Origin of the sequence: Streptomyces sp. H39-C1 (assembly GCF_027158125.1) — a bacterium.
GTDB classification, from domain to species: domain Bacteria; phylum Actinomycetota; class Actinomycetes; order Streptomycetales; family Streptomycetaceae; genus Actinacidiphila; species Actinacidiphila fildesensis.
Map to the genome: position 1 here is coordinate 125898 of NZ_JAPVLS010000011.1, position 23737 is coordinate 149634.

Consider the following 23737-nt stretch of genomic DNA (forward strand, 5'->3'; position numbering starts at 1 on the left):
GAACGAACGTCCCGAGACTATCTCCCGCCTCCGGGGCTCCGTCTCAAGGGCCGGACGTGGCCGGAGGAGGGCCGCACGCGGGGCCGGACGCGGGGGCCATGCACCTGCGCCGCACCTGCACCGTGGCAACGGTAAGTGCCGGTCCGGACACCGACGGTAGATCCAGGGGGCGCCGACGGCCTCGAGTTTGGTGGTGCTACACGTGCGTACGTAGAGTTCCGCCTGACTCGGGTGGACTCGGGGCGGAACAGACAATCCAGAAGGCAGTAACGGCATGACAGCGAGTGAGCAGACGGAAACCCGGCGCGATGATTCGACGGGCATCGACCCGGCGCGCCTGGAGCTCTGCCTGAGCGTCCTCGCGGAGCTCGACGAGCTGGACGTCGACCACCCCGACGCCATCGCCGTCCGGCGCGCCACCGCCGGCATCTACCGCACGGTGAAGCAGCGCCGCCGCCAGGAGCGCCGCGCCTCGAAGACGGCGAACGACAAGGCCGTCACCGAGGCCACGGCCACCGGCGCGGCCGACCGCATCGACGACGAGACGCTGGGCAACATGCTCACGACGTCCGTGACGCAGGAGATCGCCGGCATCCTGGAGCGCCCCCGCTCCTGCTACGTCTGCAAGACCCGCTACGTCGAGGTCGACGCGTTCTACCACCAGCTCTGCCCGCCCTGCGCGAAGGAGAACCGCAGCCGCCGCGACGCGCGCACGGACCTCACGGGACGCCGCGCCCTGCTCACCGGCGGCCGCGCGAAGATCGGCATGTACATCGCGCTGCGCCTGCTGCGCGACGGCGCGCACACCACCATCACCACCCGCTTCCCGAACGACGCGATCCGCCGCTTCAAGGCGATGCCCGACAGCCCGGAGTGGCTGCACCGGCTGAAGATCGTCGGCATCGACCTGCGCGACCCCGCGCAGGTGATCGCGCTCGCCGACGAGGTCGCCGCCGAGGGCCCGCTCGACATCCTGATCAACAACGCCGCGCAGACCGTCCGCCGCAGCCCCCGCGCCTACGCGGAGCTCGTCGCCGCGGAACTCGCCCCGCTGCCGGCCGGCGAGCTGCCCTCGCGCACCGTCCTGGGCCACTTCGGCAGCGGCGCGCAGATCGCGCTGCCCGGCCCGTCGTCGTCCGGCCACGACGCCCTGACACCCGAGTCGATCACCGCCCTGGCCCTGACCACCGGCTCCGCGTCCCCGGCCCGAATCGAAGCCGGCACCGCCATCGACGCCGGCGGCCTCGTACCGGACCTGGACGCCACCAACACCTGGATCCAGCGCGTCGAGGAGGTCGACCCGCTCGAGCTCCTCGAGGTCCAGCTCTGCAACGTCACCGCGCCGTTCGTCCTCGTCAGCCGGCTGCGCCCGGCGATGGCCGCGGCCACCGCGCGCCGCAAGTACGTCGTCAACGTCTCGGCGATGGAAGGCCAGTTCAGCCGCGGCTACAAGGGCCCGGGCCACCCGCACACCAACATGGCCAAGGCCGCCCTGAACATGCTCACCCGCACCAGCGCCCAGGAGATGCTCGAGACGGACGGCATCCTCATGACGGCCGTCGACACCGGCTGGATCACCGACGAGCGCCCCCACCCCGACAAGATGCGCCTGGCCGAAGAGGGCTTCCACGCCCCCCTCGACCTGGTCGACGGCGCCGCCCGCGTCTACGACCCCATCGTCCGCGGCGAACTCGGCGAAGACCTCTACGGCTGCTTCCTCAAGGACTACGCCCCGGCCGCCTGGTAACCCGGCCTGCCCGTCCGACTCATTCACTCGCCGCGCGGCGGTGTGCGGAAGTAGGCACCCGGGGTGAGGCCCGTCTCGCGGCGGAAGGCGACGAACGCGCTGGGCGTGTCGTAGCCGACCAGGGACGCGACGCGGCCGACGGGTTCGCCTGCGGCCAGGTACGGCAGCGCGGCGCTCAGCCGCAGCGAGGTCCGCCAGCGCCCGAAGGGGACGCCGGTGTCGGCGGCGAACGTCCGGAGCAGGGTGCGCGCGCCGACGCCGACGGTGCGGCCCCACTCGGCGAGCGTCCGGTGGTTGGCCGGGTCGTTTCAGCAGGGCCTGAGCGACGTCCCGGGCGCGTCCGTCGCGCGGCAGGGGCACGTCGAGGGTGGCGACGGGCACCGGTTCGAGCAGATCCATGAGGACGGCCTCGGCGCGCACGCGGGCGGGCAGCACACCGGTGGCCAGTTGGTGGATGAGTTGGGTGAGCAGCGGGCCCACCGCGACGGGCTGGATACCGGTCCATCCGGTCGGGCCCTGGCCCCGCTCGAAGTACAGCGACCTCATCGTGGTGCTGCCCGACGCCACCACCTCGTGCGCCAGGCCGCCCGGAATCGACAGCTTGCCGACCCAGGCGGACCGCGGCGCATTCACCGCGTGCGTCGCGGGCAGCCCGCGCGCCGGGGGCGGGGACAACACCCCACCGCCCCGCACGCCGGAGAACGTGATGCGGGATAAGCCGTCCGGACGGCCCTGGGCCGGTGAATCATGTGACGGGACCGGAGCGGGCGGATCACGAGGGGCGCCATGGGTGGGGTGGGGTTGGAGCGGAAGGCGGTGCCTGCCGGCAAGGGGGCCAGGGAGGTGCTTCTGCGGGCTGACGCCCTCATGGCGGCTGCCAGGGGAGTGATCGCCGATCACGAGCGGGTCCGCGGCGCGGTCCGGAGCGCCCTGACTCCGTTGAAGGACGAGCTGGTCCGTCGTGAGCTGGACGGCATTCCGGTCTCCCGGCTCAAGGACGTGACCGAGGGACGGCTGCGGCTGACCGCTCTGGAGCAGGCCGGGTACTCCACGGTCCGGCAGGTGTTGGACGCCCGGCGGTACGCGCTCCAGCAGCTCCCCGGGATCGGTGTGCAGAGCGCGGTTCAGGCGATAGCCGCCGCGCGGCAGATCGCCGAGGCGGTCGAGGAGCATGTCACCGTCCGCATCGATCCCGACGCGAGCGCCGATCCTCGTACGACGGCGCTGGTAACGGCATTGAACCAGCTGGTGAACGCCGGGCCGGACATTCCGCGGGCCGTCGCGGCGGCCGGTCGGATCGACGGGGAACTCGACCCGCTGATGGCCGGCGCCCGGCCGGCCCGGGGGCGGTTGCGCATGCTGTTCGCCGGACGGACGGGCCGCAAGGAGGCACAGGCCGCGGTCCAGGCGATCGACGCCCTTCTCGTCCAGTGCACTTACGACGCCACGCCGCTGCTGCTCGCCCAGGCCTCCACGGACCTGCTGCGGCCACCGGTTCCGGCCGACGAGGCGTGGATCGACTTCCAGGTCCGCTCCCCCGACTACTACAGCCTGCTCGCCGAGATCGCCGGGCTGGCGCCGGACGTGGACGCGGCCGAGGGCTTCCTGCCGACCGACATCTCCGGCCGGGTGCGGGCCCAGCGGCTGGACGACACCCACCGCCGGGTCTCGCTGCGCGGCTACCAGGACTTCGGGGCCCGATTCGCGCTCACCCAGCGCCGGGTGGTTCTCGGCGACGAGATGGGGCTCGGGAAGACCATTCAGGCCATCGCCGCACTCGCCCATCTCAAGGCGGAGGGGCAGACGCACTTTCTCGTGGTCTGCCCGGCCAGCGTCCTGATCAACTGGACGCGGGAGATCGAATCCCGCAGCACCCTGGACGCGTACCGGGTGCACGGCCCCTACCGCGAAGCCGCGCTGGACGAGTGGCTCCGGTGCGGTGACGTCGCCGTCACCACGTTCGACGGCCTGAACACCCTGGAGGTCCCGAAGGAGACCACGGTCGGCATGCTCGTGGTCGACGAAGCGCACTACGTCAAGAACCCGGCGGCCCGCCGTTCCCGATCCGTAGCCCGCTGGACGGCCCGTACCGACCACGTCCTGTTCCTCACCGGCACACCGATGGAGAACCGGGTCGAGGAGTTCCGCAACCTCGTCCACTACCTCCAGCCCGATCTCGTGCCCCATGTCCGCAACAGCGACGCCGTCGCCGGATCCGAGGTGTTCCGCCGCGCCGTCGCCCCCGCCTATCTCCGGCGCAATCAGCTGGACGTGCTGACCGAACTCCCCGAGCTCATCCAGGTCGACGAGTGGGAGGAGTTCACCGCCGCCGACCTCGCCGCCTACCGCTCGGCCGTGACCGCCGGAAACTTCATGGCCATGCGACGGGCCGCCTACGCCGACCCCGAGAAGTCCGCGAAGTTCCAGCGCCTGCTGGAACTCGTCAGGGAGGCCGCGGAGAACAACGCGAAGGTCGTCGTCTTCTCCTTCTTCCGCGACGTCCTGATCACGGTGCGGGAAGCCCTCGGCGACGCGGCCCTCGGTCCCATCACCGGCAGCGTCGCCGTCACCGCACGCCAGCAACTCGTCGACGACTTCACGGCCACCCCCGGCCACGCGGTGCTGCTCAGCCAGATCCAGGCGGGCGGTGTCGGTCTGAACATGCAGGCGGCGTCCGTCGTCATCCTCTGCGAACCCCAGGTCAAACCCACCATGGAGTCCCAGGCCATCGGCCGGGCCCACCGGATGGGCCAGATCCGCCGGGTACAGGTCCACCGCCTCCTGACGGCCGACAGCATCGACCAGCGCATGCTCGAAATCCTCGACGGCAAGAAGCGCCTCTTCGACGCCTACGCCCGCCGCAGCGACACCGCGGAGTCCACCCCCGAGGCCGTCGACATCTCCGAACAGTCCCTGGCCCGCCAGATCGTGGCGGAGGAACAACTCCGCCTCGCCACCTCCGCCACGGGGGACGAAGCCTCGTGAGCCGACGCCCGTGGCACGACCGCCGGTGTCAACGTCCGCCCGAGGGCTGTTCGTCGTACAACTGCCAGGCGGGTACCCGTTCGGCGTCCAGCAGTTCGCGGCGCCGCAGCATCAGCCGTAGATGCCGCGCTTCGTCAGCGCCTTCGTCCGGGCCCCGGTCCAGGAGGACGGCGGTGGAGCCACTGTCCGTCCGTACGATCGCGTCAGCGGGGTGGCCGTTGACGGAGATGCCGAGTTGCACCGTTGCCCCTGGGCGACCCGACTGCGCCTTGTACAGGCGCTTGAGCAGCTCGTCCGGTTCAGCGGCACCCAGGTCGCTGTCTGTGGCGTTGGCAGCGTGCACCAGTGCGGCTCCCACGCCGCCCCGGCGCTGCCAGAGCTCGACATCGCCGACGACGATGAGGTGCGATCGAGCCCTCGTGATAGCGACGTTCCAGAGGTTCAGTTGCCGGTCGACCCAGCTGATCGCCCCCGGGTGCATGCCGTCTCCCGCGACCAGGGAGAAGACCATGACGTCACGCTCACCGCCCTGGAACGTGTGCACCGTGCCCGTGCGCACCCGGTCGCCGTACGGGAGCAGTCGCCGCTTCAGGGCCTCCTCCTGGGCCTTGAAAGGTGTGATCACCCCGATCGTGGCCCCGGTCCCGTCCGGGAGTTGCTCCAGCAGATGCCGGACGCTGGCCTCCACCTTGTCGATCTCATCGTGGTTGACCCAGGAACTGCCGGAGGGCGGGCGTACGGCACGGCCAGTGACCGGCGCCCAGATGACCGCACGGCGGCCGAGGGCGGGACGGGCACGGATGTCGGTGAGCACGGTCAACCGGCCTTCGTAGAAGAGGCGGTTGGAGACATCGGCGATGTCCGGGTGGCAGCGGAAGTGCTCGTCCAGGAGGAGGCTGCCGCCCGCCGCGCGCTCCGCAGCATGGAAGGCGGAGTGGCGCCGGTGGGCGAGGCGCTGCTTCTCCAGCCAGTCGGAGTGCAGCCCGGCCGCGCGCCGGATCACCGCTTCCCCGTCGGGGTCGATCGTGGTGATGTGGGTGAGCTGCATAGGGTCGCCGATGACCAGCGCCCGGCGGGCCCGGAACAGCAGGGGCAGGACGTGCGGGATCGCGCACTGGCTGGCCTCGTCGACGACGACCAGGTCGAACAGAGCCGGATCCGGCGGGAACCGCCGTGCCGAGAGGCTGGTAACGGCCCAGCCCCGCGCCGCAGGCAGGGCGTTTCGTACCGCGGCCCAGTCGCTGCCACCGGCGTCACGGGCGGTCAGGAGCCCGGCGATGCGCTGATGTCCCGCTCGGCCGGCGCCCTGCACGGCGCTGTCGAGCAACGCCGCGGATGAGGTGCGGACGGCGGACTCCGCCAGGTCGAGAGCAGCGGTGAGGCCGGCGTCGTCCATCCCGGTCGCCGCCCGCTCGCGTTCGGCCCGCCAGGTCCGCTCGGCACGGGTGAAGTCGGCGAGCGCGGTGCAGGCGTCCATGGTGGTGCCGTCGAAGGCCGCGATGCCGAAACGGGCCAGCAGCTTTCTGCGACGCCATTCGCCGAAGAGGCGCGCGGTGGCCCTCCGCGTCGCCTTCTGCTCCAGGGCTCCCGGGTCCCGCACCGCTGCCAGGAGCCCGAGCAGCGCGGAGACAGGCAGGTGGAGCCTGGCGGCGTGCTGCTCGCGGTCCTCGCCCGCCCCGCGCAACACCCGCTCGGTGTGCGCCGAGCGGGCGAGCTGTTGCCGGACGGCGTCGAGCCGGTCGTTCGCCACGTCGACGTCCATCCCCGCGGTGGTGACGTTTACCGCGGGGGCGGGGGAGACCATCAGCCGGCGTAGCGTCGTCGCCTCGGCCTCCGCGTAGTCGGGGTCGCCGCCCGCGGGACCGGTGCGCACGACGCTCCCCGGCGACAGCTGCTCGCAGCGGCGCCACACCTCGTCAACGGCCTGGTTGTTGGTGGAGGCCACCAGCACGCTCTGGCCGGCCGCCACAGCGGTGGCGACGAGATTGGCCACCAGCTGGCTCTTGCCGGTGCCGGGCGGCCCGGTGGCCACCGTGAGGCGGCGCGTCATGGCCGAACGCAGCACTGCGGACTGGGCCTCGTTGGACGGCAGCGGTGTTACGAGCCGTACGGAACCGGGGTCCCGTTCGGCGGGAGACCCGGCCGGTCCCGCGCGTTCTGCGGGGTGGGGGGAGAGTGCGGCGAGCGCCGTCGCCCTGATCTGCGCGCTCTTCCGGGAGATGTTCTCGAAATCCGCGAGGAGCTTCTTAGTGATCTTGCTGTCGCGGGGCACCAGCAAGAGGACCGCGGCATTGCGGGCACCATTGCCCGGGGTACGGATGTCGATCCAGTCGGCGAGCTGGTCCGGCCGGGGCTCCTGGACACAGGGCAGTTCGTACTCCTGGCTCAGCAACTGGCGTACTTCGACCGCCATCCGATCGTGCTGCCCGGCGTGCCAGGTCTGCTGGTAGGTGTCGACAAGGTCGGCCGCCTGCTCCACCCCCAGCCAGTCGCGAGCCAGCCTGGGGTGCGGCAGCACGGGTCCGTACGGCTTGAGGCGGACCTCGCCGGCCTCCTGGACCGCCTCGACGCGGCGTACCAGGAGCGGAGCGAATTTCGGCGTCCGCCAGGTCCGCCCGTCACGCAGGCCGTTGAGGACCACTGCCGGGTAGCCCGCCCAGAGTTCCGCGTCCTGCTCGGCCGCCGCGTCGACCAGCGCGGCCGCCTCGGGGGGCACGGCGGTGCAGTCGTCGTCGTCCAGATCGCCGGAGAGGAACCGCTCGGTTCCGGTCAGGCAGACGTACGAGGTTCCCTCGTCCCGGACCGGCATGAGCGGGGTCTCCGTCGTGTCCGCCAGGACACACTCCCGGTAGTAGCTCAGGAGGCTGTCCCATGTCGGCCAGGTACCGGCGGTGCGGGTTGGCGCCGCTGGCGTGCCGGGCTCGGCGGGCGGCCGCCGCGTCAGCGGCACCAGCAACGGTGCGCTTCCCAGCGGGCAGGAGGCCAGGATCATGCGGTCGTCGACACCGTGCGCGGACTTGACGGGTATCTGCTGCGAGCCCTTGGCCCGCATCCGCCCGTTCACATAGTGGAACAGGTCGTCCACCGACACCTCGCCGGTCCCGTCCTTGCCGACCTTGCCGGTACGCAGTGCTTCGACGACTTCCGCCGTGAACACGGAGGGCTCGACGCCGGCGTCGCTCTCGGCACCGCTGAACGAGTCCTCGCCCGCCCGTGACGAGGAGAGCACGTACACGCCCCGACTGGTCAGGGGCGCGGCCTCACCGGATTTGGCGGAGGGAGGAGCGGGTCCGTCGACTGTGCGCAGACCCATGGCGAAGCCACCGCTCCGGCAGCAGTCGATCAGGGCGATCTTCTGCGGGGCCCAGCACCCTTCGAGTTGCTCGTTGACGAACCCGGCGCTCACCCCGGTCGCGGCAACCGCGTCGAAGTCGGTGTCCGAGGCGACGAAGTAGAACTCGCCGCGGGCCTGCACGAGCCGGGTGCCGTGCCCCGAGACGTAGAGTAGGGCCAATTCGTCGGACTCGCAGCTTTCGAGGAACTCACTGATCGCGGAGCGCATGGCGTCCGCGGTGAGGTCGGTCTCCGTCTTCACGGACGCGAACGCACCGATGGTGCGGTGCTCCAGAACCTGGCGCAGTTGCCAGGTGTCGGCCCGGGTGGACGGGAGCCGTCCGAACCGGCTGTCGTGGTAGTTCTCGTTGCCGATCAGTAGCGCCTTGCGGCGGACGAGGCGGGTCACTCCGCCTCGTTCTCCCCGTTGTTCCCTTCGTCCTCGCGGACTGTCCCCAGGAAGTCGCGGATCATCTGCTCCTGCATCTCGTCCGGACGCCCGCTGATCGTGACGGAGTTGCCCCGGTAGGTCATCTCGACCTTCCGGTTGCGCTCCTTGGCACACCATTCCGTGACCAAGGCGATGAGGACCTGGGACGCGGGTCGGGCGGCAGCGGCGATAGAGCCCCACAACGCCACGTCGCCGGCGACCCCACCCTTATGGCCGTCACCGGTGGCCGGCCCGGCCTCCAGGAATCCGACGGCTGCCCCGTCGGCCTTCGCGAGCTCGTCATGCAGCGCCCGCGTGAGGCGTTCCTGCCGCAAGGTGTCGCCGCCTGCCAGTACTTCGAGCCGCCAGGCCCGCTCCCCGTCAACCATCCAGAACCCCCCGTTACCGGCTCACCTACAGGTGAGCCACCTCGGCAAATGACAGAGCGTACTGCTGGATCACCGGCTGACGACAGAGAGTATTCGGCCAGGGCCCGAGGCTCGGCCGAATACCCGCAGCCCCGTCGCTGTACTGCGCAGGGTGCGTCCGGCCGCGCGGACGAAAAAAACGGGCCAGGAAGAGTCCTGACCCGCAACATGATCAAAAACGTGGTGTCCGAGGGGGGACTTGAACCCCCACGCCCGATAAAGGGCACTAGCACCTCAAGCTAGCGCGTCTGCCATTCCGCCACCCGGACCGGGTGTACCGCAGGCCTCTCGGCCGCGGCGACGAGGTAAACCATAGCAAAGATCCCAGGGGCCCGATCACGGGTGCCGGTGTGAAGGGATCATGACGTGGGGCGGGTGGCTCTTGGGTGCGGGGGGGGGGGGGGGGAGTATGGGGAGCGGAATCCGCCGCGGTCGCCGGATGCGGGCGCGGGAGTGCGTGAGGGACGAGGAGACAGCGTGAGCGAGTCGATTTCGGGCGCGAGGAGCGACAGGAAGATCACCGGTGAGGACGAGGTCGTCGACCTGTGCCGGGATCTGATCCGGATCGACACCAGCAACTACGGGGATCACTCGGGGCCCGGCGAGCGCGCCGCGGCCGAGTACGTCGCCGAGAAGCTGGCCGAGGTCGGTCTCGAACCGCAGATCTTCGAGTCGCACAAGGGACGGGCGTCCACCGTCGCCCGGATCGCGGGGGAGGACCCCTCCCGGCCCGCGCTGCTGATCCACGGGCACACCGACGTGGTGCCGGCCAACGCCGACGACTGGACGCACCACCCGTTCTCCGGCGAGATCGCCGACGGGTGCGTGTGGGGGCGCGGCGCCGTCGACATGAAGGACATGGACGCGATGACGCTGGCGGTGGTGCGCGACCGGCTGCGCAGCGGCCGCAGGCCTCCGCGTGACATCGTGCTGGCGTTCCTGGCGGACGAGGAGGCGGGCGGCGTCTACGGCGCTCGGCACCTCGTCAACAAGCACCCGGACCTCTTCGAAGGGGTCACGGAGGCGATCGGCGAGGTCGGCGGCTTCTCCTTCACCGTCAACGAGAACCTGCGGCTCTACCTGGTGGAGACGGCGCAGAAGGGCATGCACTGGATGCGGCTCACCGTCGACGGCACGGCCGGGCACGGCTCCATGACCAACAACGACAACGCGATCACCGAGCTGTGCGAGGCCGTCGGGCGGCTGGGGCGGCACAAGTTCCCGGTGCGGATGACCAAGTCGGTGCGCGGTTTCCTCGACGAGCTGTCGGACGCCCTGGGCACCGAGCTGGACCCGGAGGACATGGACGCGACGCTGGCGAAGCTCGGCGGCATCGCCAAGATGATCGGCACCACGCTGCGCAACACCGCCGCCCCGACGATGCTCGGCGCGGGCTACAAGGTGAACGTGATCCCCGGCCAGGCCACAGCGCACGTCGACGGCCGCTTCCTGCCCGGTTACGAGGAGGAGTTCCTCACCGACCTGGACCGGATCCTCGGCCCGCGGGTGAAGCGCGAGTCGGTGCACTCGGACAAGGCGCTGGAGACGGACTTCGACGGTGCGCTGGTGGACGCCATGCAGACCGCGCTGAAGGCCGAGGACCCGATCGCGCGGGCGGTGCCGTACTGCCTGTCGGGCGGGACGGACGCGAAGTCCTTCGACGACCTCGGAATCCGCTGCTTCGGATTCGCGCCGCTGAAGCTTCCGCCGGAGCTGGACTTCGCGGGCATGTTCCACGGTGTGGACGAGAGGGTTCCGGTGGACGGGCTGAAGTTCGGCGTTCGAGTGCTGGACCGTTTCATCGAAAATTGCTGATGATTCGACCACCTGTGTCAGTCGAACTGAGACGGGTGAAAGCTCCCGCAGTTTCGTAGCTCGTTTCCTTCGGGGTCGTTACGACTTGTGCGGTCCGCGGCTGGGACCGCATTTCGAACTAGGAGGAAACCATGATCAAGAAGATCGTCGCTGCTGCTGCTGTCTCTGGTGGTCTCGTACTCGCCGGTGCGGGCCTGGCCGTTGCCGATGCCGGCGCGCAGGGTGCTGCCGTGCAGTCCCCGGGCGTGCTCTCGGGCAACCTGATCCAGATCCCCGTCCACGTCCCGGTCAACGCCTGTGGCAACACGGTCTCCGTGATCGGTCTGCTGAACCCCGCCTTCGGCAACAGCTGCGTCAACAAGTGACGTCATGTTCGACCCCTTGAGGGTCTGAACCGGGCCGGCCCCGGAGTGCTTATTTCCGCGCTCCGGGGCCCCTCGGTCTTTATGGGGGAATCGGACAAGGATTTCACAGCCGTCCGTTCCCTTCCCGGGGCCGCGACCCCGGGGCCTCACTGAGAGCGAAGGTAGGGAAGGCTATGCGACAGGTCGCGAAAAAGGGCCTGATCACCGTGGTCGCGACGGGCGGCGTTCTCGCTGCCGGCAGCGGCTTCGCGTTTGCGGACTCGGGTGCGGTCGGCACCACGTCCGACTCGCCGGGCGTCGGGTCGGGCAACAACGTGCAGGTGCCGGTGCATGTACCGGTGAACCTGTGCGGGAACACGGCGAACGTCATCGGGCTGCTGAACCCGGCGATGGGCAACAGCTGCGCGAACGTCTCGGGCCATGGAGGACGGGGCGGAGCAGGCGGTTCCGGGGCGGTGGCGCACGGCGGTGCCTCGCACTCGCCCGGCGTTCTCTCCGGCAACTCGGCGCAGGTTCCGGTCGACGTCCCGGTCAACGCGTGCGGCAACAGCATCACCGTGATCGGCGGGCTCAACCCCGCGATGGGCAACGGCTGCGGGAACACGGAGTGGCACGCGCCGCACGGCGACGACTGCTCGGGCCAGCCGGGCCACCCGGGCACTCCGGGGCACCCCGGAAACCCGGGTACTCCGGGCCACCCGGGCCACCCCGGTCAGCCTGGACATCCGGGCCAGCCCGGTCACCCGGGGAATCCGGGGCACCCGGGGACTCCGGGCAACCCGGACCAGCCCGGCAACCCCGGCACCCCGGGTCAGCCCGGTAACCCCGGCACCCCGGGCAACCCCGGCACCGGTCACTCCAACCCGGGTGGGCCCTCGTCGCCCTACGCTCCGGCCGCGCACCACCCGACCGCTCAGCTGGCCGCCACCGGTGGCGGCTCGATCGGGATGGCGCTGCCGACCAGTGCCGCGCTGCTGCTCGGCGGCGGGATGCTCTACCGCCGTAACCGCGCCGCCCGTCGCTGACGGCAGGAGAGCCGCAGGGTGGCCGGAAGGCCGCCGCGCGGCTCGGCGCACGGCTCGATGGGACCCCGCGGTGGCGGGGTCCCATTTATACGTTATGGGTGGATATCAGCTCACCAGGTTGCTCTGACCTGACGGATGATCCGGCGGCGCAGCCGCACCCGGCGGCTCCCGTCGGGGTAGAGGCGCAGCCGGTCCAACTCCCAGTGGCCGTACTCCGCGTGATCGGTCAGCAGTCGCGTCGCGTCCTTCCGGGACACACCCCGGGGGACGTACATCTCTGTGAATTCGTATTCCGGCATCGCATCTATTGTGCGGGCAACGCCCTGGTGCGGATAGCGTCTGCACCATGTCTGATGACGTGCAGCCCACCGTTGCCGAGGTACGTGCCGCCGCTGAGGCGGTCAAAGCCGCGCTGGACCGCCACCTTGAGGCGATCGAGAACCGGACGGGGGAGGACGACCCCGCCGTCTACACCGCTTTTGACGACCTCGCCACGGCCGCCGAGGCCTATGACGAGCTGCTTTACGACGCCTATGACGAGGTCACGCCGTTCGAGGTGCCGTCCGGTGACACGCTGCCCGAGTACGCGGGCTCCGATGAACCTGCCGCGATCAGCGTGCTGATCCGCCGCGATTACAGCATCGTGGAGCCGCAGCGGCTGCTGCTGCAGGCCCGGCGGGTCGCCGACGCCGACTCCGGACCGGACACCGGGGTGAACGCGGCCGTCGGCATTCTCTTCGGTGAGTACGAGCCCGACGAGATCGCCCAGCGGCACAAGGAGTTCGGGCTCGAGGAGGGCGACTCGACCCTCTGGGTCTCCGCCGCGGAGCCCACCGATCCGGGGGACTGGCTGGCCACCCCGTTCGATCAGGCCGACCCCCAGCTGATCATCTGCCGGTTCGACGTCAGCTCGGTCTTCGACGACGAGCTGAGCGCCCTCGACCCGGACAACTAAACCCGGACAACTAAACCCGGACAACTAAACCCGGACAACAAGACCCGGACTCCGCAGCAAGAGCATGCGCCGGGGCGGACGGGTTTCCGTCCGCCCCGGCGCGGCTCACTCCGCCGCCTGCTCGCGCGCCTGCTCGCGCAGCACCGAACGCAACCGGGTCGTGCGGTCCTTCGCCGGAATGCCGGCCACCGCCTGGGCCAGGCCCTGATCGGCGCCCTGCACCACCGAAAGGTGGCGCTCGCCCCGGCCGAAGGCCGTGTAGACCCACGCACGGGTCAGCGCCTGCACCGCGTCGCCCGGCAGCACCACGACCACGGCGGGCCAGCGGAGCCCGGCGGATTGCTGTGCCGTCATCGCCCACCCGTGCCGCAGCGCCGCCACCTGGTCGCGCGGTACGAGGACCCGGGTGCCCGCGCAGTCCAGGTTCAGACCCTCGGGATCGGCGGACAGCACCGTGCCGGGCAGCGTCAGGCCAGGCTCCGGCGCGTACACCACCCGGTCGCCCGGGTCGAAGCCGCCGAACCGGCCCGGGCCGGGGTTGAGCCGTTCCTTGAGCGCCGCGTTCAGCACCTGGGTGCCGACCGCGCCGCCGTGGCCCGGCGTGATGACCTGGGTCTCCGTGGCGGGCACTCCGATGACGCGCGGCACCGAGTCGGCGACCAGCTGCACCGTGCGGTGCACCGCCTCGCGGGGGTCGCGCACCGGGACGATGACGACCTCCTTACCGGGAGCCTCCACCGCCGTCAGCTCCCCGATGCCGATCCCCGACACCAGCTCGCCGATCGGCCCCGGGTCCGGGGTCCGGGACGCCACCTGCGGACAGGTCTTCGCCGCCAGCAGATCCGCGAAGGCCCGGCCGGGCCCGGCCGACCACAGCACCCCGGGGTCGCCGCTGAGGACCAGCCGTGCACCGTCAGGAACGGCCTCGACGAGCGTCGCCGAGAGCTCCACGTCGAGCTGCGGGGCGTCCAGTACGGCCAGCACGTCCAGAGCCAGGCTCCCGTCGGCCTCCCGGCCCGGACCCTCCTGCCCGGACAGCAGCCCGGCGACGGTGACGGCGGTGTCCTCGCCGAGGTGCGCGGCGAGCCGTCGCCGACCCTCCGCGGTGTACGCGGCGGCGTACGCGCGCAGCCCCAGCTCCCGCGCCGCGGCGACCAGCGCGGCCGGCTCGGCGCGGGCCGCCTCTCCGCCGGTGTGCGTGACGAGACCGCTGACGGCGGCGGCGCGGACCAGCGCGGCGGCGGACGGCGACGACGTGGCGGCCGCGGCGGACTCCCAGTCGAGATCGTCGCCTTCGAAGGTCTTGAGCAGCCGGTCCAGGCCGTCCGCGAGGCTCTCCTCGGCGAGCGCGTAGCGGTCGAGGCCGAGCAGCAGCCGGACCGGCGGCCCTTCGTCCCCCTCGTCCGCCGCGGCGGGTTTCGCCCCGGGGACGTCCTCGGTGTCCTGGAACACCAGCACGCGGCCCTCGGCGATGGCGGCGCTCAGTCCTTCCTCGGCGCCGGAGACCGACTGCTTCTCCAGCGCGGTGCGCAGCACGGACGATTCGAGGGCCGTGTGCCCCTGCTCGGCGGCCCGCTCCAACAGCCATACGACCAGGGCCCGTACGCGGCGCTCGTCGTCGGGCCCGCAGTCGGCGCCGAGCAGCGCCCGCGCGAAGCCGTCCGCGTGCTCGACCCGCACGCCGGCCAGCGACAGCACCTGCCACGGATCCTCGCGCAGCGCCTGCGCCGCCCGTTCGCCGAGCGCGGCCACCGCGGGCTCGGCCAGCTCCGCCGGCGCCCCGCCCTCGGCCAGCACGGCCCGCACCGCCTCGACGGCGGCGGGGTCGTACACCACCGGCACCCGCGCGAGACGGACCGGTTCCTGTTCCGCCCGCTCCCGGACAGGCCGTTCAGCGGGGACGGCCGGAGCCGGGGCCGCGACGGGTTCAGCCGCGACGGGTTCGGCGTCGACGACCTCCTCGGGCTCGTCCTCCTCGTCCTCCTCGGCGTGGTCGGTGCTCTCGGCCTCCGCCTCCGAAGGCTCCGAAGGCGTGGGCGGCTCAAAGGACTCGGCGGACTCGGCGGACTCGGCAGGCGCGGATTCCGCGGCGTCCTGACCTTCCGGAGCAGCGGCCTCCGGACCATCGACGACAGCCGCCTCGTCCGCCCCCTCGGAACCCTCCGCCCCCTCCGCGGCTTCGGCCCCCTCGGCAGCTTCCGCCCCCGGCACGGGAACGCCCGCCACGGCCGCCGCCTCGGCGGCCTGGAGCTTCGCCGTCTCCGCGGCCATCGCGTCGCGGCGCTTGCGGCGGGCGGCCGCGGCATCGCCCTTGGGGGCGGGGGCCGAGGGGTTGTCGCCGCGTTCGATGGAGCGCATGGCGGCGGCGAGGTCCGCGAGGTCGACCGCGGGCTTGGCACGGGCACCGGCCCGCGCGGCCGGGGCGGGGACGAGCGGCGCGGCGGCATCGTCTATGACCCGCTCCTGGGCCCGCTCCGTCTCGGCGAGGCGGGCGGGGGCCGTGGGCGGTTGCCCGTCGGCGCCGGGCGTCGCGACGTCCTGGTCGGTGCGGTCCTCGGTCACGTGGGCCTCCGTGGTGCGGCGTGGTGCGGCGGATCCCCGGCCGGGCTCGCTCAGAGCGTGCTCCAGTCGTGATCCGGGTAACGGTGCAGCGGCGCCGACACATCGTCCAGCGCCTGGCAGATCTCACCCGGAAGACTAAGGGCCTCCACTGACAATGCCTGCGCCAGCTGCTGCGCGTTGCGCGCGCCGACGATGGGCGCGGTCACTCCCGGCCGGTCCCTGACCCAGGCCAGCGCGACGTCTATCGGCCGGACGGCGAGCCCGTCGGCCGCGGTGGTGACGGCGTCGACGATGAGCCGGGCGGTGTCGTCGAGGTACGGGTCGACGAAGGCCGCCATCTCCTCCGAGCCGCCGCGCGACTCGACGGGGGTGCCGCTGCGGTACTTGCCCGTGAGCACGCCCCGGCCCAGCGGCGAGGACGGCAGCAGCCCGATGCCCAGGTCGAGTGCGGCCGGCAGCACCTCGCGCTCGATGCCGCGCTGCAGCAGCGAGTACTCCATCTGCGTGCTCGCCAGCGGGGTGCGGCCGGGCACCGCGCGCTGCCAGGTCGCGGCCTTGGCGAGCTGCCAGCCGCAGTAGTTGGACACCCCTACGTACCGGGCCCGGCCGGAGGTGACGGCGATGTCGAGGGCCTGCAGCGTCTCGTCGAGCGGGGTGGCCGGATCGAAGGCGTGCACCTGCCACAGGTCGACGTAGTCGGTGCCGAGCCGCTGCAGGGAGGCGTCGAGGGCCGAGAGCAGATGGCCGCGGGAACAGTCGAAGCGCCGGTCGGGATCGGGCACGCTGCCCGCCTTGGTGGCGATCACCAGATCCGCGCGCGGGACGAACTCCTCGATGAGCCGCCCGAGCAGGTACTCCGCGCCGCCGTCCGCGTAGACGTCGGCGGTGTCCACCAGCGTGCCGCCCGCCTCCCAGAACGTCTTCAGCTGGTCGGCCGCGTCGCGTTCCCCGGTGTAGCGCCCCCAAGTGAGCGTGCCCAGGCCAAGCCGCGACACGCGCAACCCGGTGCGGCCGAGGTGCCTCTGTTCCATGACCGCTGAGATTACTGGTGAAGTGGCTGATTGGGCAGCAGTGACGAACCCGACAGGCGCGCGAAGCACGCCATGGCGCTAAAGTCCGGAGTGACAGAGACGTTACTCATCAGTAAGGGGAGCGGCATGCGGCTCGGAATCAACCTCGGCTACTGGGGCGCCGGGATGGATGCGGACAACCTGGCCGTCGCCCAGGAGGCGGACCGGCTCGGCTACGCGGTCTGCTGGGCCGCGGAGGCGTACGGTTCCGACGCCGCGACCGTGCTCTCCTGGGTGGCCGCGCAGACCGAGCGCATCGACATCGGCTCGGCGATCTTCCAGATCCCGGCCCGTACCCCCGCGATGACCGCGATGACCGCCGCCACCCTCGACTCGCTGTCCGGCGGCCGCTTCCGGCTGGGCCTCGGCGTCTCGGGACCGCAGGTCTCCGAGGGCTGGTACGGCACGCGCTTCGACAAGCCGCTGTCCCGCACCCGGGAGTACGTCGAGATCGTCCGCAAGGCGATGGCCCGCGAGCGGCTCTCGCACGAGGGCGAGCACTGGACGCTGCCGCTGCCCGACGGCCCCGGCAAGGCGCTCAAGCTCACCGTGCACCCGGTGCGCGAGCACATCCCGCTGTACATCGCCGCGATCGGCCCCAAGAACCTGGAACAGACCGGCGAGATCGCCGACGGCGCGCTGACGCTCTTCTGCGCCGCCGAGAACATGGAGGACACCTCGCTGGCCCCGCTGCGCGCGGGCCGCGCCAAGGTCGGCAAGACCCTCGAGGGCTTCGACGTCTGTCCGACGCTGCCGCTCGCGCTGGGTGACGACGTGGACGCGCTCGCCGACATCTTCCGCCCCTACACCGCCCTGTACGTCGGCGGCATGGGCAGCAGGAAGCAGAACTTCTACAACCGGCTCGCGCAGCGCATGGGGTACGAGAAGGAAGCCGCCGAGATCCAGGACAAGTACCTGGCGGGCGACAAGGACGGCGCCGCGGCCGCCGTCCCGCGCGAGCTGATCGACCGCACCAGCCTGCTCGGCCCGGTCGAGCGGATCGCGGACCGCATGCAGGAGTACGCGGCCGCCGGCGTCACCACCCTGACCGTCACCCCGGCCGGCTGGACGCTCGACGAGCGGGTCGCCGCACTGCGCGCGGGAGTCGAGGCCATGGAGCGCGCGGGCCTCGCGTAGCCGGCAGAGGACCGGCCCCGGTCCCGCGGAGGGCCGGGGCCGGTATGCAGGTCCCGGCGGCGGACCGGCGTCCGGCCTGAGGGCCGTCGGGTTCTAGGGCGCGTGCCAGGCGTCGTGGGCCAGGCGGGACTTTCGCAACACGCCCTAGCTGGGCACCAGCCGCCCCAGCAGCCGTCCGAACGCGACGAGCCGGGCTATCTGGCCCGGTCCGCCGTCGTCGAGCGACTTGCTGAACCGGAACGCCTCCGGACGGAAGCGGGCGGCGGCGACCGGCGAGTCCGGATCGCCCTGCACGGCGCTCAACTCGTGCGGCATCGATGTCGCGAGTACCAGGTACACCCCGCGGTCGACGCGCACTCCCTGCTCGTTCCTCCCGACCAGCGTCCGCATCCCGACATGGCCGATGGAGTTCAACGGGAGCACCTGCACCGACGAGTCCAGTACGGTCCCGCCGGGTGCGCTGTCGTCGGCCAACTCCTCGCTGTGCCACAGGATCAGCCGCCGGCCGTCGCAGACCGCCGCCTCCTGCCAGACAGACGTGCCGGCCTCCGTCAGATCCACCACCCGCTCCAGGGTGAAACCGAGGACCTTGCGGCGTCCGAGCACCCCCCTGATCGCGTCCAACGCGACGTCCGCGTGCAGGAAGTAGGCGTCGGAAGCGTCCTCGAGCCGCTCGTACGGCGACCAGTCCGACCCCGCCGGACCCGACCGGCGCGTGGTCGGGCGGCTCCTCGTCGCCTTGCTGAACATGTCCACCTGCTTCGCGATTCACGGCCTCGTTGGCCCCTCAGCCCCCGTTGCACCTTACCCAGGAGGTAGGACAGTGCGGGATGAGGAGGCTCGACCGGATCGCTGGGATCTGCGGCCGTGGTGGGGGCTCGGGGGTCTTCCCCGCCACGGCCGTCAGCAAACACAACGCCTCAGCGGGCCAGGAGTTACGCCTCGCGGGGCACCCGCCCCATACGGTCACGGCGACCCGCCGCGCACAGTCTGCCCGCCACCCCACACGGTCACCGCCACCCGCACCGCCCGGCCGCAACCACCCGCCCCACCCCGCTACAGCCACCCGCGCCGTTTGAAGAACCCGTACAGGAGGGCGACGATGCCCGCCATCAGCGTCATGACGGCCGGATAACCCCACGTCTGGTGGAGTTCCGGCATGTGGTCGAAGTTCATGCCGTAGATGCCGGCGATCATCGTCGGCGCCGCGGCCATCGCCGCCCACGCCGAGATCTTGCGCATGTCGTCGTTCTGCCGCACTCCCACCTGCGTCAGATGCGCGGCGAGGATGTCGGACAGCAGCCGGTCCAGGCTCTCGCCCTGCTCGTTCGCCCGGGTCAGGTGGTCGGCGACATCGCGGAAGAACGGCCGGCTGGCCGCCGAGACGAACGGCACCCCGCCGCCCGCGAGCCGGGCCATCGGGTCCATCAGCGGACCGGTGGCACGGCGGAACTCCAGTGCCTGGCGCTTGAAGGTGTAGATCGTGCTCGCGGTGTTGGCCGTGTCCCCGGCATTCGGGGTGAACACGCTCGACTCCAACTCCTCGAGGTCCACCTGCAGTTCGTAGGCGATCTCCACGTAGTGGTCCACCACTGTGTCGCTGATCACATAGAGCACCGAGGGCGGTCCGTGCTTCAGCAGCTCGGGATCCTTCTCCAGCCGCCGCCGCACCTCGGCCAGCGCGCTGCCCTCGCCGTGCCTCACCGTCACCACGAAGGCGTCACCGATGAACACCATCAGCTCACCGGCGGTGACCGTCGCCGCCGCGTCGTCGTACTCCAGCGGTTTGAGGACCACGAACAGCGAATCGTCGTAGACCTCCAGCTTGGGGCGCTGGTGTGCGGTCAGGGCGTCCTCGACGGCCAGCGGATGCAGGCCGAACTCGGAGGTCACCAGGTCGAACTCGTCCTCCGTCGGCTCGTGCAGTCCGATCCAGAGGAAGGCGTCGCCGGACGCCCGCGCCTGGTCCAGGGCATCGGAGAGGTCGTCGGGCCCCTCGGTCCGGTGCCCGTCCTTGTAGATGGCGCAGTCCACGATCACGAGGGCTATTCTTCCGCGATCCGGCGAAGTCACACCACCGACGTAGGCTGGCCCGCATGCCCACCGTGATCCTTGTCCGCCACGGGCGGTCGACCGCCAACGCCGACGGAGTGCTGGCCGGCTGGAGCCAGGGCGTCGCCCTGGACGACAGCGGCCGCGCCCAGGCCACCGAGCTCGCCGCCCGGCTGTCCGTGGTGCCGCTGGCCGCCGTCGTCACCAGCCCGCTGCAGCGCTGCCGGGAGACCGTCCAGCCGATGCTGGACACCCGCCCCGAGCTGCCCGTTCACACCGAGGACCGGATCGGCGAATGCCGCTACGGCGACTGGACGGGCCGCAAGCTCGCCGAGCTCGCCGACGAACCGCTGTGGGCCACCGTGCAGCGCCACCCGTCCGCCGCGGTCTTCCCCGGACCGGACGGCGAGTCGCTGCGGGCCATGCAGGCGCGCGCGGTCGACGCGGTACGGGACTGGAACGCGCGGATCGAGGAGAGCCACGGCCCCGACGCGGTCTACGCCATCTGCTCGCACGGCGACATCATCAAGGCCATCGCCGCCGACGCCCTGGGCATGCACCTCGACCTCTTCCAGCGGATCGCCGTCGACCCCTGCTCGGTGACCGCGATCCGCTACACCGCCTACCGGCCGTTCCTGCTGCGGCTCGGCGACACCGGCGACCTCACCGGGCTCGCGCCCGCGCCGTCCGCGGCGGCCACCGAAGCGTCGGAAACAGGCGGAAACGCCGCCGGGGGCACGACGGGGGACGCGGTGGTCGGTGGTGGCACCGGCACACCGTGATCGGCTTCCGCAGTAGGGTGGTGGACCGGCAGTGTTCCGCCGCCCCGGACCGTGTCCGGCGGTACGGAACGGCCGGTCACACCCATAACTGAGCCCAAACAATTGAGCACAGCCGCAACTGAGCACCGCCACAGCTGAGCAGTCCCACAGTCGAGCAGCCGCACAGTCGAGCAAACGGAGCAGGACGTGCCCCGTCAGGTCTTCTTCTACGAACAACCGGACCGGTTCGTCGCCGGCACGGTCGGTGAGCCGGGCCAGCGCATCTTCTTCCTGCAGGCGACCGGCGCAGGCCGCACCACCAGCGTCGCCCTGGAGAAGACGCAGGTCGCGGCGCTGGCCGAACGGATCGACGAGCTGCTGGACGAGGTCGTTCGGCGGACCGGCGGCAGCACCGTCGTGCCCGCGGTCGCGCCGGGCGAACTGGCCGACACCGCGCCGCTCGACAGTCCCGTTGAGGAGGAGTTCCGGGTCGGCACCATGGCGCTGGCCTGGGACAGCACCCAGGAGCGCATGGTCCTGGAGGCCCAGGCGCTCGTCGAGGTCGAGCCCGACGCCGACGACGCCACCCTCGAAGCGGCCGAGGAGCTGCGCGAGGACGACGAGAACGGCCCGCCGCTGCTGCGGGTCCACCTGACCGGCGCGCAGGCCCGGTCCTTCGCCAAGCGGGCCCTGGACGTGGTCTCGGCGGGCCGTCCGCCGTGCCCGCTGTGCAGCCTGCCCCTGGACCCGGAAGGACACGTATGCCCGCGCCAGAACGGGTACCGGCGGGGGGCCTGACCGGCGACGCCGGTACGTCCGGCGATCCGGGTGACACCACCGGCCCGCCCGGCGGCCCGTCCGGCGCTGCCGGGGACGCCATGGAGCTGCTCACCCGCGGCGAGCTGACCGTGCGCGGGCGGCTGCGCGACGCCTCCAACGCCGTCCTGTACTGCGAGGTCGCCCTCGACGGCCGGACCGCCGAGTGCGTGTACAAGCCGGTCGCCGGGGAGCGCCCGCTGTGGGACTTCCCCGACGGCACCCTCGCCGAGCGCGAGGTGGCCGCGTACCTGGTCTCGGAGGCCACCGGCTGGAGCCTCGTACCACCGACGGTGCTGCGCGACGGCCCGTACGGCGAGGGCATGTGCCAGCTGTGGATCGACGAGGCCGACGAGGAGTCCGGCCAGGCGCCGGAGCTGCTGGCCCTGGTCGAGGAGGACGAGCCGGGCGAGGGCTGGAAGGCGGTCGTCCGGGCCGAGGTGGGCGGCGGCCGCACCGCGCTGCTGGTGCACGCCGACGACCCGCGGCTGCGCCGGATCGCCCTGCTGGACGCCGTGATCAACAACGCCGACCGCAAGGGCGGCCATCTGCTGCCCGCACCGGACGGCCGGCTCTACGGCATCGACCACGGCATCGCCTTCCACGCCGAGGACAAGCTGCGCACCCTCCTGTGGGGCTGGGCGGACGAACCGCTGCCCGAGGACGCCGTCGAGGTGCTCCGGCGCCTCACCGACGCCCTGAAGGGCGGGCTGGGCGCCCGGCTCGCGGAGCTGCTCACCGACGCCGAGGTGGCAGCGGTCGGCACCCGAGTGGCGGATCTGCTGCGCACCGGTCGCTACCCGCGGCCGAGCGGCCAGTGGCCGGCCATTCCCTGGCCGCCCGTCTAGGAGTCTCCAGCCGCAGGTCTGCCCTGCCGGCACAGCCGTCGGGCCGAGGACCCGGAGCCGACCCTCCCGGGCGGCGGCGCGCGGAAAAGTCAAGACGGCCAATCCGGCCCATCCGCACTCGTGCCTGCCGCCGGTTCGTTTCCGGAACCCACGTCCGGTTACGCTCATCTCATGTATGCCTGGCCCGCTTCCGACGTCCCTGCCCTTCCCGGCAGTGGCCGCGACCTCCGCCTCCACGACACCGCGACCGGTGGCCCGGTAACCCTGGACCCCGGTCCGGTCGCCCGCATCTATGTCTGCGGGATCACTCCCTATGACGCCACCCACATGGGGCACGCGGCCACCTACAACGCGTTCGACCTCGTGCAGCGCGTGTGGCTCGATACGAAGCGTCAGGTGCAGTACGTCCAAAACGTCACGGACGTCGACGATCCGCTCCTGGAGCGGGCCATCGCCAACGGAGACGACTGGACCGCGCTCGCCGAGCGTGAGACCGCCCTGTTCCGGGAGGACATGACCGCGCTGCGGATGCTCCCCCCGGCCCACTACATCGGCGCCGTCGAGGCCATACCCGGGATCGTCCCGCTGGTCGAACGGCTGCTGGAACTGGGTGCCGCCTACGAACTGGGTGGCGACACCTACTTCTCCGTCGACTCCGACCCGCACTTCGGCCAGGTCTCCCGGCTGGACGCGACCGCGATGCGGATCCTGTCCGCGGAGCGCGGCGGCGACCCGGACCGTCCCGGCAAGAAGAACCCGCTGGACCCGATGCTCTGGATGGCCGCCCGTGAGGGCGAGCCGAGCTGGGACGGCGCCTCCCTCGGCCGCGGCCGGCCCGGCTGGCACATCGAGTGTGTGGCCATCGCGCTGGACCACCTCGGGATGGGCTTCGACGTCCAGGGCGGCGGCTCCGACCTCGCCTTCCCGCACCACGAGATGGGCGCCTCGCACGCCCAGGTGCTCACCGGCGAGTTCCCGATGGCCAAGGCGTACGTGCACGCCGGCATGGTCGCCCTCAACGGCGAGAAGATGTCGAAGTCCAAGGGCAACCTGGTCTTCGTCTCCCAGCTGCGCCGTGACGGGGTCGACCCCGCCGCGATCCGGCTCTCGCTCCTCGCCCACCACTACCGCGCCGACTGGGAGTGGACGGACGGCGTGCTCGCCGACGCCGTCGAACGCCTCGCCCGCTGGCGCGCGGCGGTGTCCCGTCCCGACGGGCCGCCGGCCGAGGCGCTCGTCGAGGAGATCCGCGAGGCGCTCGCGAACGACCTGGACGCACCGGCCGCGCTCGCCGCGGTGGACCGCTGGGCCGCCTCGCAGGCCCTGTCCGGCGGCACGGACGAGGGAGCGCCCGGTGTGGTCTCCCGCGCGGTCGACGCACTCCTGGGCGTCGCCCTCTAACGACAGC

19 protein-coding genes and 1 tRNA gene are annotated in these 23737 nt (G+C 71.7%); 11 read left to right on the forward strand and 9 right to left on the reverse strand.

From position 1 onward, the window contains the following. Positions 1 to 274 precede the first annotated feature (274 nt). Complete coding sequence (locus O3W51_RS10220) at positions 275 to 1747, forward strand: SDR family oxidoreductase (protein WP_138353270.1); 1473 nt, start codon at positions 275 to 277, stop codon at positions 1745 to 1747. Between the two features lie 23 nt (positions 1748 to 1770). Here O3W51_RS10220 and O3W51_RS10225 read toward each other — a convergent pair whose 3' ends face one another. Then, the gene (locus tag O3W51_RS10225) at positions 1771 to 1989 is read right to left on the reverse strand and encodes a helix-turn-helix domain-containing protein (RefSeq protein WP_269285296.1); all 219 of its coding nucleotides are present in this window, start codon (positions 1987 to 1989) and stop codon (positions 1771 to 1773) included. A gap of 544 nt (positions 1990 to 2533) precedes the next feature. On the opposite strand from O3W51_RS10225, the gene O3W51_RS10230 reads away from it, so the two are divergent. After that, complete coding sequence (locus tag O3W51_RS10230; protein WP_138353269.1) at positions 2534 to 4732, forward strand: DEAD/DEAH box helicase; 2199 nt, start codon at positions 2534 to 2536, stop codon at positions 4730 to 4732. Between the two features lie 28 nt (positions 4733 to 4760). On the opposite strand, the gene O3W51_RS10235 is transcribed toward O3W51_RS10230, so the two are convergent. From O3W51_RS10235 to O3W51_RS10245, 3 genes are all read right to left on the reverse strand, one after another. After that, on the reverse strand, positions 4761 to 8474 hold the full coding sequence (locus tag O3W51_RS10235) for a caspase, EACC1-associated type (RefSeq protein WP_138353268.1): 3714 nt from the start codon (positions 8472 to 8474) through the stop codon (positions 4761 to 4763). Beyond that, the gene (locus tag O3W51_RS10240; RefSeq protein WP_138353267.1) at positions 8471 to 8884 is read right to left on the reverse strand and encodes a hypothetical protein; all 414 of its coding nucleotides are present in this window, start codon (positions 8882 to 8884) and stop codon (positions 8471 to 8473) included. Before O3W51_RS10240 ends, O3W51_RS10235 begins: the two co-directional genes overlap by 4 nt. Before the next feature lie 220 nt (positions 8885 to 9104). Continuing rightward, positions 9105 to 9192, reverse strand: a tRNA-Leu gene (locus tag O3W51_RS10245). Positions 9193 to 9400: 208 nt separating this feature from the next. On the opposite strand from O3W51_RS10245, the gene O3W51_RS10250 reads away from it, so the two are divergent. The 3 genes from O3W51_RS10250 to O3W51_RS10260 all read left to right on the forward strand — a co-directional run bounded on the left by O3W51_RS10250 (position 9401) and on the right by O3W51_RS10260 (position 12128). After that, a complete protein-coding gene (locus O3W51_RS10250) occupies positions 9401 to 10738 on the forward strand; it encodes a M20/M25/M40 family metallo-hydrolase (protein ID WP_381587868.1) in 1338 nt (445 codons plus the stop codon). 131 nt (positions 10739 to 10869) lie between these two features. Then, the gene (locus tag O3W51_RS10255; protein ID WP_138353266.1) at positions 10870 to 11103 is read left to right on the forward strand and encodes a chaplin; all 234 of its coding nucleotides are present in this window, start codon (positions 10870 to 10872) and stop codon (positions 11101 to 11103) included. A gap of 173 nt (positions 11104 to 11276) precedes the next feature. Beyond that, the gene (locus O3W51_RS10260) at positions 11277 to 12128 is read left to right on the forward strand and encodes a chaplin family protein (protein ID WP_269285278.1); all 852 of its coding nucleotides are present in this window, start codon (positions 11277 to 11279) and stop codon (positions 12126 to 12128) included. Between the two features lie 110 nt (positions 12129 to 12238). Here O3W51_RS10260 and O3W51_RS10265 read toward each other — a convergent pair whose 3' ends face one another. Then, complete coding sequence (locus O3W51_RS10265; protein WP_138353264.1) at positions 12239 to 12427, reverse strand: DUF5703 family protein; 189 nt, start codon at positions 12425 to 12427, stop codon at positions 12239 to 12241. 47 nt (positions 12428 to 12474) lie between these two features. On the opposite strand from O3W51_RS10265, the gene O3W51_RS10270 reads away from it, so the two are divergent. Beyond that, positions 12475 to 13083, forward strand: a complete 609-nt coding sequence (locus O3W51_RS10270; protein ID WP_138353263.1) for a hypothetical protein — start codon at positions 12475 to 12477, stop codon at positions 13081 to 13083. Positions 13084 to 13188: 105 nt separating this feature from the next. On the opposite strand, the gene O3W51_RS10275 is transcribed toward O3W51_RS10270, so the two are convergent. Both O3W51_RS10275 and O3W51_RS10280 read right to left on the reverse strand, forming a co-directional pair. Further along, complete coding sequence (locus tag O3W51_RS10275) at positions 13189 to 15354, reverse strand: ATP-dependent DNA helicase (protein ID WP_269285298.1); 2166 nt, start codon at positions 15352 to 15354, stop codon at positions 13189 to 13191. A gap of 341 nt (positions 15355 to 15695) precedes the next feature. After that, positions 15696 to 16676: an aldo/keto reductase gene (locus O3W51_RS10280; RefSeq protein ID WP_138354774.1), complete on the reverse strand. Its 981-nt coding sequence runs from the start codon at positions 16674 to 16676 to the stop codon at positions 15696 to 15698. A gap of 126 nt (positions 16677 to 16802) precedes the next feature. On the opposite strand from O3W51_RS10280, the gene O3W51_RS10285 reads away from it, so the two are divergent. Then, positions 16803 to 17852 carry an LLM class F420-dependent oxidoreductase gene (locus tag O3W51_RS10285; RefSeq protein WP_138354775.1) on the forward strand — a complete coding sequence of 350 codons (1050 nt, stop codon included), beginning with the start codon at positions 16803 to 16805 and terminating at the stop codon, positions 17850 to 17852. A 144-nt stretch (positions 17853 to 17996) separates the two neighbouring features. Here the strand turns inward: O3W51_RS10285 and O3W51_RS10290 are convergent, their stop codons facing one another. Both O3W51_RS10290 and corA read right to left on the reverse strand, forming a co-directional pair. Beyond that, positions 17997 to 18602, reverse strand: coding sequence for a hypothetical protein (locus O3W51_RS10290; protein ID WP_138354776.1), 606 nt, complete (start codon positions 18600 to 18602; stop codon positions 17997 to 17999). A gap of 306 nt (positions 18603 to 18908) precedes the next feature. Next, a complete protein-coding gene (gene corA / locus O3W51_RS10295) occupies positions 18909 to 19901 on the reverse strand; it encodes a magnesium/cobalt transporter CorA (protein ID WP_138354864.1) in 993 nt (330 codons plus the stop codon). Positions 19902 to 19948: 47 nt separating this feature from the next. Between corA and O3W51_RS10300 the strand changes: the two genes are divergently transcribed. The 4 genes from O3W51_RS10300 to mshC all read left to right on the forward strand — a co-directional run bounded on the left by O3W51_RS10300 (position 19949) and on the right by mshC (position 23730). Continuing rightward, positions 19949 to 20686: a histidine phosphatase family protein gene (locus tag O3W51_RS10300; protein ID WP_138354777.1), complete on the forward strand. Its 738-nt coding sequence runs from the start codon at positions 19949 to 19951 to the stop codon at positions 20684 to 20686. A gap of 186 nt (positions 20687 to 20872) precedes the next feature. Beyond that, positions 20873 to 21463 carry a DUF3090 domain-containing protein gene (locus tag O3W51_RS10305; RefSeq protein WP_138354778.1) on the forward strand — a complete coding sequence of 197 codons (591 nt, stop codon included), beginning with the start codon at positions 20873 to 20875 and terminating at the stop codon, positions 21461 to 21463. After that, positions 21427 to 22329 carry an SCO1664 family protein gene (locus O3W51_RS10310; RefSeq protein WP_138354779.1) on the forward strand — a complete coding sequence of 301 codons (903 nt, stop codon included), beginning with the start codon at positions 21427 to 21429 and terminating at the stop codon, positions 22327 to 22329. The genes O3W51_RS10305 and O3W51_RS10310 overlap by 37 nt, the downstream gene beginning before the upstream one ends. Positions 22330 to 22500: 171 nt before the next feature. Continuing rightward, the gene (gene mshC, locus O3W51_RS10315) at positions 22501 to 23730 is read left to right on the forward strand and encodes a cysteine--1-D-myo-inosityl 2-amino-2-deoxy-alpha-D-glucopyranoside ligase (RefSeq protein ID WP_138354780.1); all 1230 of its coding nucleotides are present in this window, start codon (positions 22501 to 22503) and stop codon (positions 23728 to 23730) included. Positions 23731 to 23737: the final 7 nt, after the last annotated feature.

Bases quoted from the DNA above. Each gene is read 5' to 3' on its own strand.
- O3W51_RS10220 (WP_138353270.1), top strand. From the start codon at position 275: ATGACAGCGAGTGAGCAGACGGAAACCCGGCGCGATGATTCGACGGGC.
- O3W51_RS10230 (WP_138353269.1), top strand. From the start codon at position 2,534: ATGGGTGGGGTGGGGTTGGAGCGGAAGGCGGTGCCTGCCGGCAAGGGG.
- O3W51_RS10240 (WP_138353267.1), bottom strand. From the start codon at position 8,884: ATGGTTGACGGGGAGCGGGCCTGGCGGCTCGAAGTACTGGCAGGCGGC.
- O3W51_RS10255 (WP_138353266.1), top strand. From the start codon at position 10,870: ATGATCAAGAAGATCGTCGCTGCTGCTGCTGTCTCTGGTGGTCTCGTA.
- O3W51_RS10260 (WP_269285278.1), top strand. From the start codon at position 11,277: ATGCGACAGGTCGCGAAAAAGGGCCTGATCACCGTGGTCGCGACGGGC.
- O3W51_RS10265 (WP_138353264.1), bottom strand. From the start codon at position 12,427: ATGCCGGAATACGAATTCACAGAGATGTACGTCCCCCGGGGTGTGTCC.
- O3W51_RS10270 (WP_138353263.1), top strand. From the start codon at position 12,475: ATGTCTGATGACGTGCAGCCCACCGTTGCCGAGGTACGTGCCGCCGCT.
- O3W51_RS10275 (WP_269285298.1), bottom strand. From the start codon at position 15,354: ATGGCCGCGGAGACGGCGAAGCTCCAGGCCGCCGAGGCGGCGGCCGTG.
- O3W51_RS10280 (WP_138354774.1), bottom strand. From the start codon at position 16,676: ATGGAACAGAGGCACCTCGGCCGCACCGGGTTGCGCGTGTCGCGGCTT.
- O3W51_RS10285 (WP_138354775.1), top strand. From the start codon at position 16,803: ATGCGGCTCGGAATCAACCTCGGCTACTGGGGCGCCGGGATGGATGCG.
- O3W51_RS10290 (WP_138354776.1), bottom strand. From the start codon at position 18,602: ATGTTCAGCAAGGCGACGAGGAGCCGCCCGACCACGCGCCGGTCGGGT.
- O3W51_RS10300 (WP_138354777.1), top strand. From the start codon at position 19,949: ATGCCCACCGTGATCCTTGTCCGCCACGGGCGGTCGACCGCCAACGCC.
- O3W51_RS10310 (WP_138354779.1), top strand. From the start codon at position 21,427: ATGCCCGCGCCAGAACGGGTACCGGCGGGGGGCCTGACCGGCGACGCC.
- mshC (WP_138354780.1), top strand. From the start codon at position 22,501: ATGTATGCCTGGCCCGCTTCCGACGTCCCTGCCCTTCCCGGCAGTGGC.